The sequence below is a fragment of the Amycolatopsis sp. NPDC003861 genome (assembly GCF_053605405.1).
Genome location: NZ_JBSGJD010000123.1, coordinates 1 through 11542 on the forward strand (window position 1 = coordinate 1; position 11542 = coordinate 11542).

Here is an 11542-nt window from a genome sequence, read left to right on the forward strand (position 1 = left end):
CGGTGCGTTGGACGCACCGAACGCCACATTGGGGCGCATGAGAAGCCGCGCGTCAGCCGCCGGTGGCCGCGCGGTGCAGCTTGCGCAGCGCGCGCACCGCCTCCACCGCCCGGTCCCGATCCACTGCCTGCACCGCCATCACCGCGTGGTACTCGTCGTCCGGGAGCTCCAGCCGGGCCCACGACGCGCCGTCCGGGAAGCTCACCGACAGCACGTCACTCCACGCGAACCGGCGGGTGATCAGCACGTTCCGCACCTCGATGCCCTCCGCGTCCGCCCGCACGCGCGCGATCGCGAACAGCATCACCCCGCACGCCAGCAGGATGCCGATGCCCACCATCGCCGCCTGGTCGGAGCGCTGGAAGCGCACCCCGGTGTCGCCGTTGCGCAGCAGGATCGCCACCACGATGAACACCGCCAGCAGCGCCACCGCCAGCACGCTGCACATGATCGTCGCCCGGCGGGGGCGGATCACCAGCGAAGTCGCGACGCTCACTGGAAACCCCGCTCGGTCCACGGCTGGCGCAGGCTCCGCAGCACGTGCGCGGAGTCCAGGGCCGCCACCGTCGCCTCGTAGCCCTTGTCCTCCTTCGAGCCCGGGCGGCCCGACCGGTCGACGGCCTGCTCGTGCGTGTCGCACGTCAGGACGCCGTTGCCGACCGGGGTGCTCTCGTCGAGCGCGACCCGGGTCAGGCCCGCGGTCACCGCGTCGCACACGTACTCGAAGTGCGGGGTGCCGCCGCGGATGACCACGCCGAGCGCGACCACGGCGTCGTGGTTGCGGGCCAGCGCCTGGGCCACCACCGGCAGCTCGACCGCGCCTGCGACGTGGACGACCGTCGGCTCCTCCTCCAGCTCCGCTTCCTTCGCGGCGACCAGGGCGCGCTCCAGCAGGACGTCGGTGATGTCCGCGTTCCAGCGGGTGGCGACGATGCCGAGCTTCAGCGACTTGCAGTCGGAGAGGTCCAGCTTGACGTCCGGACGGCCTTCGCCGCTCACAGTGCTCCTCCGTCGGGGTGCTCGGTACCCGCGCCGACCTGGTCGTAGTGCTCCAGCTGGGCCAGGTCGTGCCCCATCCGGTCGCGCTTGGTCCGCAGGTAGCGCAGGTTTTCCGGGTTCGGCGAGATCGGCAGCGGCACGCGGCCGGTGACGCGCAGGCCGTAGCCCTCCAGGCCGATCCGCTTGGCCGGGTTGTTCGACAGCAGCCGCATGGTGCGGACGCCGAGATCGCAGAGGATCTGCGCGCCGGTGCCGTAGTCGCGGGCGTCGGCCGGGACGCCGAGCGCGAGGTTGGCGTCGACGGTGTCCGCGCCGTCGTCCTGCAGCTGGTAGGCCTGCAGCTTGTGCAGCAGGCCGATGCCGCGGCCTTCGTGGCCGCGGATGTAGAGCACGACGCCGCGGCCTTCGGTGGCCACCGCTTCCAGGGCCGCCTCCAGCTGCGGGCCGCAGTCGCAGCGCAGCGAGCCGAAGACGTCGCCGGTGAGGCACTCGGAGTGGACGCGGACCAGGATGTCCTGGCCGTCGCCGATCTCGCCGTAGACGAACGCGACGTGCTCGATGCCGTCGAGCAGCGAGTCGTAGCCGACCGCGCGGAACGTGCCCGCGGCGAGGGGGATGCGGGCCTCGGCGACCCGCTCGACCTGCTTCTCGGTGCGGCGGCGGTAGGCGATCAGGTCGGCGATGGTGATGATCGCCAGGTCGTGGTCGGCGGCGAACACCTCGAGCTCGTCGCGGCGCGCCATGTCGCCTTCGTCCTTCTGCGACACGATTTCGCAGAGCACGCCGGCCGGGGCAAGGCCGGCCATCCGGGCCAGGTCGACCGACGCCTCGGTGTGGCCGGGCCGGCGCAGCACGCCGCCTTCCTTGGCGCGCAGCGGCACGACGTGCCCGGGGCGGCGGAAGTCCTTCGCCGTGGACGCCGGGTCGGCCAGCAGCCGGATCGTGTGCGCGCGGTCGGCGGCGGAGATGCCGGTGGTGATGCCTTCGGCGGCGTCGACCGTGACGCTGTACGCGGTGCCGCGCGCGTCCTGGTTCGTGTGGTACATCGGCGGCAGGTCCAGCCGGTCCGCTTCGGACTCGGTCAGCGCCACGCAGACGTACCCCGAGGTGTAGCGGACCATGAAGGCCAGCAGTTCCGGCGTCGCCTTCTCGGCGGCGAAGATGAGGTCACCCTCGTTCTCGCGGTCCTCGTCGTCGACCACGACGACCGGGCGGCCGGCCGCGATGTCCGCGATCGCGCGCTCGATGGCGTCGGCGTCGAACACCGCTCCGGTGCCGCACGGGGTCCAGCCCGCCGCCGGCTCTGCCGTCTCACTCATGACGCTCCTCCGTGCTGATTCTGCACCTGGTCGCGGATGTGCGCCTCGGCCAGCTTTTCCACGTACTTCGCGACCACGTCGACCTCGAGGTTGACCAGGTCGCCGGCCTCCCGGCCGCCGAGCGTGGTCACCTCCAGGGTGGTCGGGATCAGCGCCACCTTGAACTGGTCGGCGGTCACCGCGGCCACGGTCAGGGAGATCCCGTCGACCGCGATCGAGCCCTTCTCCACCACGTACCGGGCCAGGTGCGCCGGCAGTGCGAACGTCGTGACGCCGTTCTCATCGCGGCCGAGGAACACGCCGGTGCCGTCGACGTGGCCCTGCATGATGTGCCCGCCGAGCCGGCCGCCGGCCGGGGTGGCGCGTTCCAGGTTGACCCGGTCACCGACCGCGACCTTGGCCAGGCTCGACCGCTCCAGCGTCTCGTTGACGACGTCGACGGTGAACTCGCCGCCCGCCACCTCGACGACGGTCAGGCAGACACCGCTCACCGCGATCGAGTCGCCGTGCCCGGCGTCGCTGGTGACCAGCGGGCCACGGACGCGCAGCCGGGCGGCGTTCGTCAGCTGCTCGACCGCGGTGACTTCGCCGATCTCCTCGACTATGCCGGTGAACACGTGCGCTGCCTCCTTGAGAGCCGGTCCTTCCATCCAACACCCGCCGCGGTCCGGTGGCTTCTCCGGTGCCGCTGCGGGGTCAGCCGGCCCGGACGCGGGCCGCCTGTTCGCGCAGCGCGGCGACCGCCTTGCCCGGGTCGCCGGCGCCGTAGACGGCGGATCCGGCGACGAAGCAGTCGACCCCGGCCTCGGCGGCCTGCTCGATGGTGTCGGCGTTGATGCCGCCGTCGATCTCGACGATCAGCTTCAGGTGCCCGGTGTCGACCAGCCGGCGCGCGGTGCGGACCTTCTCCAGCACGTCGGCGATGAACGACTGCCCGCCGAAGCCCGGCTCGACGGACATGACCAGCAGCGTGTCGTAGTGCTTGAGCGCGTCGAGCCACGGCTCGAGCGCGGTGCCGGGCTTGAGCGACAGGCCCGCCTTCGCGCCCGCGGCCCGCAGGTTCTTCGCCAGCGCGACCGGGTCCTGCGCGGCCTCGGCGTGCACGGTGACGTTGTAGGCGCCGGCCTCGGCGTACCCGACCGCCCAGCGGTCCGGGTCGTCGATCATCAGGTGGCAGTCGATCGGCAGGTCGGTGCTGTCGATCAGGGCCTTCGCCACGGGCAGGCCGAGGGTCAGGTTGGGCACGAAGTGCGCGTCCATGACGTCGACGTGGACCCAGTCGGCGCGGGTCTCCCCGCCGGCCGCGACGGCGGCGATCTCCTCGCCGAGCCGGGCGAAGTCCGCCGCGAGGATGCTGGGTGCGATCAAAGGTCGGTCTGCCACGTCCCGAGTGTAGGAGGACCGCGCTAACGCCCGCTAACCGGTGACATCCGAGGCTTCGCCTCGGGCCGGGGGCTCCGCCACCTGGACCCCCGAAAGCGTGGTGGTGACCAGGATCTGGCTCCGGAGAGGGAGGTCACCGGGCACCGGTGCGCCCTAACCTCGACCGCATGTCCGGATTCCTGGCGTCCCTGGTGCGGATCGGCAGCTACCGCAGCCTGCCGTACGCCGTCGCGTGTGCCGTCCTCACCCTGCCGATTTCCCCCTTCGCCTTCGCCGCGGCGGTGTCCGTCGAGGCCGATTCCCGCGTGCGGGCCCTGCTCGCCTTGCTCGCCCTGGCGGTGCTGATGGGGCTGCTGGGCCTGCTGGGACCGGTCCGGCGGCTCGGCGTCGGCCTGGCGAACACCCTGCTCGGCACGGCCATCCCGGCCCCGGACGGGCGCCCCGGCGCCGGTTCGCGGCTGCGTTCGGGCCTGTGGCTGGCCCTGCACACGGCGCTGAGCGGCATCCTGCTCACCGTGCTCGCCTTCCTGAGCCTGGGCCTGCTCGTGCCCGCGGTCTGGCTGGCCGGCGGCCAGGACACCATCAGCCTGTTCTGGGACGAGGTCCCGCTCGGCGGGTGGACGGTCCCGTTCGCGGTCGTGCTGCTCTTCGCGGCGCTGGTGCTGTCCGCGGGCGCCACCCGCGGCTTCCGGACCGGCGCGGCGGCGCTCCTCGGCCCGTCCGCGGCCGAGCGGACGTCGCTGGCCGAACGCCGGGCCGCGGTCCTGGCGCAGCGCAACCGCCTGGCCCGCGAACTGCACGACTCGATCGGGCACACGCTGACGACGTCGACCATCCAGGCGGCCGCCGCGGCCGATCTGGTCGAAGCGGACCCGGCCCAGGTCCGGCGCGCACTCGGCACGATCGAAGAAGCGTCCCGAAGCGCTCTCGAGGACCTCGACCACGTCCTCGGCCTGCTGCGCGAGGAGCCGGCCGCGAAGGCGCCGACGCGCACGCTGGCCGAAGTCGACGTCCTCGCCGTGCGCGCCCGCGAAGCCGGGCTCGACGTGCGCCTGGCCGTCTCCGGGCCGGTCGCCGCGCTGCCCGCCACGGTGTCGCGCGAGGGCTACCGGATCGTCCAGGAGGGCCTGACCAACGCGCTGCGCCACGCCGGTCCCGGCGCGGTCGACGTCCGCGTCGAGGCCGGGCCGGACCGCCTCGGCATCGCGGTCGTCAACGCGCTGCCCGGTGACGGGCCGCGGACCGGGCGCCGCGGGCTGGCCGGGCTCGCCGAGCGCGTCGAAGCCCTGCGCGGCGAGCTCGACGCCGGCCCGGACGGGCAGCAGTGGCGGCTGCGCGCGTCCATCCCGCTGCGGGCGGCCGCGTGACGCCCACGGTGCTGCTCGCCGACGACGAGCCGCTGGTCCGGACCGGGCTGCGGGCGCTGCTGGAGCAGCAGGGCCTGCCGGTGGTCGGCGAGGCGGCCGACGGCGGCGAGGTCCTGGCCGCGGTGCGGCGGACCGGGCCGGACGTCGTCCTGATGGACGTCCGGATGCCCGGGACGGACGGCATCGAGGCCACCCGGCAGGTGCTGGCGGCGCTCGCCGAGCCCCCGAAGATCCTGGTCGTCACGACGTTCGACAACGACGACTACGTGCACGAGGCGCTGCTGGCCGGCGCGAGCGGGTTCCTGCTGAAGCGGGCGCGCAAGGAGGAGATCGCGCACGCCGTCCGGACGGTCGCCGCCGGCGAGTCCCTGCTGTTCCCCGAGGCGATCCGGCGGCTGGTGAGCGGACGGCCCCCGGGCGGCGTCCACGCGCGGGCGGCGAAGACGCTCACCCGCCGTGAAGCCGAGGTCCTGCGGCTCATCGCCACCGGACTGTCCAATCAGGACATCGCGGCGGCGCTGGTGATCAGCCTGGAGACGGTGAAGACCCACGTGGGCAACATCTTCGCCAAGCTCGGCGCCGGGAACCGCAGCCAGGCAGTGGTCATAGCGTACGAATCGGGCGTCGTCCGGCCGGGGCACCTCGGCGGTCATTAACCGACGTGCTCCCGGTCACCCGCGGGAAGTCATGAGTTCGGCCAGCGGCCACCCTCCGGTCACCTTCAGTCCCTCCACGGCACACATGCGGGAGGACTAATGACCCGTGTCCGAAATCCGGGCGCTTACCTCCCGAAGTTCCCCAACGAGGAGAAACATGGCTTCGCTGTTCGCCGGCCGCCGCCGGTGGCTGGTCGCGGGCGCGCTCGGCGCCGCGCTGGTCGCCGCCGCTCCGGTCGCCCTGGCCACCAACGGCTCCGGCACCGCCGACGCGCGCTCGTCGGCCGGCACCGGTGACCGCACCGCCGACGTCCGCGCCGCGGTCCAGGGCGGCCACGCCCGCAACGTCATCCTGTTCATCGGCGACGGCATGGGCCAGTCGGAGATCACCGCCGCCCGCAACTACGAGCGCGGCGCCGCGGGCCGGCTCGCCATGGACGAGCTGCCGCTGACCGGTGACTACACGACCTACGCGGTCGAGCAGAACAACCCGGCCAAGCCGAACTACGTGACCGACTCGGCCGCGTCCGGCACCGGCTGGGCCACCGGCACCAAGACCTACAACGGCGCCATCTCCGTCGACGCCTACGGCAACGACGTCCCGACGATCCTGGAGATCGCCAAGCGCAACGGCCTGCGCACCGGCGACGTCACCACCGCCGAGGTCCAGGACGCGACCCCGGCCGTGCTCGGCTCGCACGTCGTCAACCGCGACTGCAAGGGCCCGGTCGAGACGACCGCGAAGTGCGCGAAGAACGCCAAGGAGAACGGCGGCCTCGGCTCGATCTCCGAGCAGCTGGTGCAGACCCGCCCCGACGTCCTGCTGGGCGGCGGCGCGAAGTACTTCAACCAGCCGGTGACGGCCGGCAAGTTCAAGGGCAAGACCGTCCTCGACCAGGCCAAGGCGGCCGGCTACACCGTGGTCAACACCGCGGCGGATCTGGCGGCGGCGAAGAAGGGCAAGCCGGTGCTCGGCCTGTTCGCCGACGGCAACATGCCGGTCAACTGGACCGGCCCGGCGGCCGTGCACGGCGGCACCGCGCCGGCCCGCTGCACCCCGAACCCGAAGCTGCCGGCCACCCAGCCGAAGCTGGCCGACCAGACCCGCAAGGCGCTCGAGCTGCTCGACGACCGCCGCAGCGACAAGGGCTTCTTCCTGCAGGTCGAGGGCGCGAGCATCGACAAGCAGGACCACGCGGCCGACCCGTGCGGCCAGATCGGCGAGACGGTCGACTTCGACGCGGCGATCGCGGCGGGCACGGCGTTCGCCCGCAGCCACCCCGACACCCTGGTGCTGGTGACCGCCGACCACGGCCACAGCAGCCAGATCGTCGAGCCCACCGCCACCCCGGGCCTGACCGCGACCCTGGTCACCAACGAGGGCGCGAACATGACGCTGGCCTACGGCACGGCGGAAACCGGCGGCTCGCAGTCGCACACGGGCACGCAGGTGCGCATCGCGGGTCTCGGCCCGCAGGCGGCCAACATCGTCGGCCTGACCAACCAGACCGACCTGTTCGGCACCCTGAAGCGCGCCCTGAAGCTGCGCTGAGTGGTGGGGCGGGCCCCCGGGTCTCCCGGGTGGTCTGCCCCATGCCCCCTGGTGCCGGAGTTCCCTAGCGTGGGGAACTCCGAGACACCAGGGGGTTTTCTCATGCGGAAGTCATTGCGGGTCGTCACCGCCGGCACGCTCGCCGCGCTGCTGGCCGCGACCACGGCGGCGCCGGCACTCGCCGCCACCGCGGATCCGGTCCAGGCGGGCCTGGACCGGATCACCACGCAGGTGCCGGGGGCCGAGGCCGTCGTCCAGGACGGTCACCGGACCCGGGTCGTGCGCAGCGGCACCGGCGACCTCGCGACCGGAAAGCCGTTCCCGCGCAACGGTTCCTTCCGGGCCGGGAGCGTCACGAAGACGTTCGTCGCCACGGTCGTGCTGCAACTGGCCGCCGAAGGCCGGGTGCGGCTGGACGCGCCGGTTGCCCGGTACCTGCCGGGGCTGCTGCCCGACGGGCGGATCACCGTCCGGCAGCTGCTCCAGCACACGAGCGGGCTCTACAACTACACGGACGACCTGGACCGCAGCGACCCGGAAACGTTGCGGCACCGCGGAGCCGAGCCGGCCGAGCTGGTGGCGATCGCGCTGGAGCACCCGCCGCTGTTCCCGCCGGGGACGAGCTGGTCGTACTCGAACACGAACTACATCGTGGCCGGGATGATCGTGGAACGCGTGACCGGGCGTGACCTGAGCGGCGAGATCGCCCGCCGGATCACCCGGCCGCTGGGCCTGCGCGACACGTACCTGCCCCGCCGGGGCGACGAGCAGCTGCCGGAGCCGCACGCGGTGGGCTACCTGCCGGCGGGCGGGAAACTGGTGGACTTCAGCGACTTCGACGCCACGATCGCGGGAGCGGCGGGCGGGCTGGTCAGCACCCCGGCGGACCTGGACCGGTTCTACGGCGCCCTGCTGGGCGGACGGCTGCTGCGCCCGGCCGAGCTGGCGGAGATGCAGCGGACGGTCCCGGCCGACCTGGGCGTACCGAACGCCCGCTACGGCTTGGGTCTGGGCAGCGTCCCGTTGTCGTGCGGGCTGTTCTGGGGACACGAAGGCGGAATACCGGGCTTCACCAACCTGGCCGGCGTGGGCCCGCACGGCCGCCGGAGCACGGTGGTGGTGAACCAGAACCCGGCACCGGGCGCCTCGGCACAGCTGTTCACGGTCACCGAAGCGGCGTTGTGCCCGTAGGCCGGCGGGCGGGAACCCTCCGTTCGCGGCCCGGAATTGTCGGTGCCTGCCGGTAGAGTCGAAAACGGGGGGCGCCCCCGCGCGCGGGTTGTGCCGGCCTGCTCAGGGCAGCAGGTCGAGAGCCTCGGTCCACGGCCGCCGGACGTCCAAGCGGTGCAGCGTCACCCCGGCGCCCTGCAGGGCGTCGAGGTGGCGTTGCCACGCCGGGTGGTGCGCCCGGGTGTCCTGGATCTGGTACGCCACCACCACCGTGATCCCCGGCGCGCCCAGCACGTCACCCAGCACCGTCAGCGCCTGGTTGTCCGCGATGCCGAGCGCGAGCTTGGCGACCGAGTTCGCCGACGCCGGCGCGAACAGGAACACCGACGGGTCCGGGTGCGGCCGCGGCTCGCCCGGCAGCCGGGAGACGCTGCGGACCGGCAGGTCCGTGCAGGCGGCGACGTCGGCGAGCGCACCGGTCGCCTCGAGCCAGCGGTGTGCGGTCGGCGTCAGCGTGATCGCCGGCCGCCAGCCGCGGTCGGCGGCGGGGCGGGCCAGCTCGGCGGCGAACCGGGTGTCCAGCCCGCCGCACGAGCCGGCGACCAGCCCGAGGTCCCTCACGGTTTGCGCAGCACGGCGCAGAACATCGCGTCCGTGCCGTGGCGGTGCGGCCACAGCTGGACGTACGGCCCGTCGCCGAGCTCCGGGACGCCGGGAAAGAACTCGCGCGCGTCCTGCACCTCGGCCTTCAGCCGCCGCGCCGTCTCCGCGAAGACGCCTTCGGTCTCCGCCAGGTGCGGCGAGCAGACGACGTACGTCAGCACGCCTCCCGGCCGCAGCAGCTCGTAAGCCGCGGTGATCAGCTCGCCCTGCAGCTTCGTCAGGTCCGCGACGTCGGACGGCTGACGTCGCCAGCGCGCCTCCGGCCGCCTCCGCAGCGCGCCGAGGCCGCTGCACGGCGCGTCGACGAGGATCCGGTCGTACCCCGGCTCCAGGCCGCTCTCGCGTCCGTCGGCGACGTGCACCTTCACCGGCAACCCGCTCGTGGCCTTCTCGACGAGCTTCGCGCGGTGCGGCGCCTTCTCGACGGCGTCGACGGTTGCGCCGCTCAACGCGGCCAGCGCGCCGAGCAGCGCCGCCTTGCCGCCGGGACCCGCGCACAGGTCGAGCCAGCGTTCGTCGGTGCCTTCGAGCGGCACCTTCGTCGCGGCGATCGCGCAGAGCTGGCTGCCCTCGTCCTGGACCGCGGCCAGCCGCTCGCGGACCGGCTCGGCGTCGGCCGGGTCGCCGGCGCCGGACGGCAGGCGCACGCCGTACGGCGAGTACGGCGCGGGGTCGCCGCCGGTGATCGCGGCGAGCTCGTCCGCGCTGATCTCGCCGGGACGGGCGACGAGGTGGACCTCGGGGCGCGCGTCGTCGGCTTCCAGCGCGGCCTTGAGACCGGCGCCCTTGTCACCCAGCGCTTCGGCGAACGAGCGGGCGATCCAGCGCGGGTGCGCGGTGCGCAGCGCGTAGGCCCCGATCGGGTCGGCGGCCTCGTCCGGCGCCAGCTCGTCGAGCCACGCCGCTTCGTCCTTTTCGGACACCTTGCGCATGATCGCGTTGGCGAAACCGGTGGCCCACGAACCGGCTTCCGCGCGTACGAGGTCCACAGTGGACGTCACGGCGGCGTGCTCGGGGATGCGGGTGCGCAGCAGCTGGTAGACGCCGAGGCGCAACGCGTCGAGCACCGCCGGGTCGGTCTGCTTGAGCGGGCGCTCGGCGCAGGCCTCGATGACGGCGTCGAGCAGGCCCTGCGCCCGCGACGCGCCGTAGGCGAGTTCGGTGGCCAGGGCGGCGTCCCGGCCGGTGATCCGCCGCTCGCGCAGCAGGTCCGGCAGGACCAGGTTGGCGTAGGCGTCCTTCGTCCGGACGGCCGCGAGGACGTCGAACGCGGCCTGCCGGGCGGCGTCCACCTCCGGCGGGCGGCGCGGCCCTTCCTTGCGCGGGGCCGGCCGGCCCCGCTGCGGCCGTGACGGGCGTCGTTCCCTGTGGTCGTTCACCGGAGGCGCTCTCCCTGGTCGATCCGTGTTCCGCGCGCCCAGTCGGTGGCCGCCATCCGTTTCTTGCCGGGTGCCTGGACTTCGCCGAGCCGCAACGGCTTCGTCGCCGTCCCGACCAGCACCCGTTTGCGCTCGACCACGATCTCGCCCGGCGGCGGGCCGGGTTCGTCGAGCACCGTGACCGGGCCGAGCTTGAAGCGTTCCCCGCGGAACTCGGCCCACGCGCCCGGGTCCGGGCTGACCGACCGGATCTGCCGGTCGACGGCCGACGCGGGGTCGGCGAAGGACACCCGCGCGTCCTCGACGGTCACCTTCGGCGCGTAGCTGACGCCCTCGGCGGGCTGCTCGCGCGCGACGAGGCTGCCGTCGGCCAGACCGTCCATGGTGGACAGCAGCAGCTTGGCCCCGGACTCGGCGAGCCGCCCGAGCAGCGCGCCGGCGGTGTCGGTGGCGCCGATCGCCTCGGTGACGACGCCGAAGACCGGGCCGGCGTCCAGTTCCTTGACGATCCGGAAGGTCGAGGCCCCGGTGATCTCGTCGCCGGCGCGGATCGCGGCCTGCACGGGCGCGGCCCCCCGCCACGCGGGCAGCAGCGAGAAGTGCAGGTTCACCCAGCCCAGCCGCGGAATGTCGAGGGCGGCCTGCGGCAGCAGCGCCCCGTAGGCGACGACCGGGCAGGCATCGGGCGCGAGCTCGGCCAGCCGCGCGAGGAAGGCGGGATCACCGGCGCGCGCGGGCGTGAGGACCTCGATGCCGTGTTCATCGGCAAGGGCGCCGACGGGCGACCGCACGACGCGGCGGCCGCGCCCGGCCTGCGCATCGGGCCGCGTGACGACGGCGACGACCTCGTGCCGCCCGGAATCGAGCAGGGCACGCAGGGCGGGGACCGCCGGATCGGGAGTGCCGGCGAAGACGAGCTTCATCGGCCCACCCCCGGCGGAAGCAGGGTTTCAGGTGGCTGGAACATCGAGGCCGAGTCTAGAAGGCGCCTCCCGGCCGGGCGCGCCAGTGCCCCGATGTGCGGAGCCGCAGCTCAGGCGGGGGTTGTCCACAT

At 73.6% G+C, this 11542-nt stretch carries 12 protein-coding genes; 4 read left to right on the top strand and 8 right to left on the bottom strand.

Annotated elements, in window-relative coordinates:
- Window positions 1-52: 52 nt before the first annotated feature.
- The 5 genes from ACWEVN_RS27285 to rpe all read right to left on the bottom strand — a co-directional run bounded on the left by ACWEVN_RS27285 (window position 53) and on the right by rpe (window position 3686).
- Window positions 53-496 (bottom strand): PH domain-containing protein, encoded by a 444-nt coding sequence (locus ACWEVN_RS27285; protein ID WP_449688044.1) that lies wholly within the window; start codon window positions 494-496, stop codon window positions 53-55.
- Entirely contained in the window at window positions 493-999 is a 507-nt protein-coding gene (ribH, locus tag ACWEVN_RS27290) for a 6,7-dimethyl-8-ribityllumazine synthase (RefSeq protein WP_449688043.1), read from the bottom strand. Before ribH ends, ACWEVN_RS27285 begins: the two co-directional genes overlap by 4 nt.
- Window positions 996-2318 (bottom strand): bifunctional 3,4-dihydroxy-2-butanone-4-phosphate synthase/GTP cyclohydrolase II, encoded by a 1323-nt coding sequence (locus ACWEVN_RS27295; protein ID WP_452053193.1) that lies wholly within the window; start codon window positions 2316-2318, stop codon window positions 996-998. Before ACWEVN_RS27295 ends, ribH begins: the two co-directional genes overlap by 4 nt.
- Complete coding sequence (locus ACWEVN_RS27300) at window positions 2315-2935, bottom strand: riboflavin synthase (protein ID WP_310975087.1); 621 nt, start codon at window positions 2933-2935, stop codon at window positions 2315-2317. Before ACWEVN_RS27300 ends, ACWEVN_RS27295 begins: the two co-directional genes overlap by 4 nt.
- A gap of 79 nt (window positions 2936-3014) precedes the next feature.
- The gene (rpe, locus tag ACWEVN_RS27305; protein WP_449688045.1) at window positions 3015-3686 is read right to left on the bottom strand and encodes a ribulose-phosphate 3-epimerase; all 672 of its coding nucleotides are present in this window, start codon (window positions 3684-3686) and stop codon (window positions 3015-3017) included.
- A 182-nt stretch (window positions 3687-3868) separates the two neighbouring features.
- On the opposite strand from rpe, the gene ACWEVN_RS27310 reads away from it, so the two are divergent.
- From ACWEVN_RS27310 to ACWEVN_RS27325, 4 genes are all read left to right on the top strand, one after another.
- Entirely contained in the window at window positions 3869-5068 is a 1200-nt protein-coding gene (locus ACWEVN_RS27310) for a sensor histidine kinase (RefSeq protein WP_452053194.1), read from the top strand.
- Window positions 5065-5724 (top strand): response regulator, encoded by a 660-nt coding sequence (locus tag ACWEVN_RS27315; protein WP_452053195.1) that lies wholly within the window; start codon window positions 5065-5067, stop codon window positions 5722-5724. The genes ACWEVN_RS27310 and ACWEVN_RS27315 overlap by 4 nt, the downstream gene beginning before the upstream one ends.
- 157 nt (window positions 5725-5881) lie before the next feature.
- Window positions 5882-7276 carry an alkaline phosphatase gene (phoA, locus tag ACWEVN_RS27320; RefSeq protein WP_452053196.1) on the top strand — a complete coding sequence of 465 codons (1395 nt, stop codon included), beginning with the start codon at window positions 5882-5884 and terminating at the stop codon, window positions 7274-7276.
- A gap of 102 nt (window positions 7277-7378) precedes the next feature.
- The gene (locus tag ACWEVN_RS27325) at window positions 7379-8467 is read left to right on the top strand and encodes a serine hydrolase domain-containing protein (protein WP_452053197.1); all 1089 of its coding nucleotides are present in this window, start codon (window positions 7379-7381) and stop codon (window positions 8465-8467) included.
- Window positions 8468-8569: 102 nt separating this feature from the next.
- Here the strand turns inward: ACWEVN_RS27325 and ACWEVN_RS27330 are convergent, their stop codons facing one another.
- From ACWEVN_RS27330 to fmt, 3 genes are read right to left on the bottom strand one after another with little or no spacing between them, the layout of a single operon-like run.
- Window positions 8570-9067 (bottom strand): flavoprotein, encoded by a 498-nt coding sequence (locus ACWEVN_RS27330; protein ID WP_452053198.1) that lies wholly within the window; start codon window positions 9065-9067, stop codon window positions 8570-8572.
- Window positions 9064-10488 (bottom strand): RsmB/NOP family class I SAM-dependent RNA methyltransferase, encoded by a 1425-nt coding sequence (locus ACWEVN_RS27335; protein ID WP_310975076.1) that lies wholly within the window; start codon window positions 10486-10488, stop codon window positions 9064-9066. The genes ACWEVN_RS27330 and ACWEVN_RS27335 overlap by 4 nt, the downstream gene beginning before the upstream one ends.
- Complete coding sequence (gene fmt, locus ACWEVN_RS27340) at window positions 10485-11411, bottom strand: methionyl-tRNA formyltransferase (protein ID WP_449688036.1); 927 nt, start codon at window positions 11409-11411, stop codon at window positions 10485-10487. Before fmt ends, ACWEVN_RS27335 begins: the two co-directional genes overlap by 4 nt.
- Window positions 11412-11542: the final 131 nt, after the last annotated feature.

Coding starts and splice junctions, on each gene's coding strand:
- ACWEVN_RS27295 (WP_452053193.1), bottom strand. CDS start 2,318: ATGAGTGAGACGGCAGAGCCGGCGGCGGGCTGGACCCCGTGCGGCACC.
- ACWEVN_RS27310 (WP_452053194.1), top strand. CDS start 3,869: ATGTCCGGATTCCTGGCGTCCCTGGTGCGGATCGGCAGCTACCGCAGC.
- phoA (WP_452053196.1), top strand. CDS start 5,882: ATGGCTTCGCTGTTCGCCGGCCGCCGCCGGTGGCTGGTCGCGGGCGCG.
- ACWEVN_RS27325 (WP_452053197.1), top strand. CDS start 7,379: ATGCGGAAGTCATTGCGGGTCGTCACCGCCGGCACGCTCGCCGCGCTG.
- fmt (WP_449688036.1), bottom strand. CDS start 11,411: ATGAAGCTCGTCTTCGCCGGCACTCCCGATCCGGCGGTCCCCGCCCTG.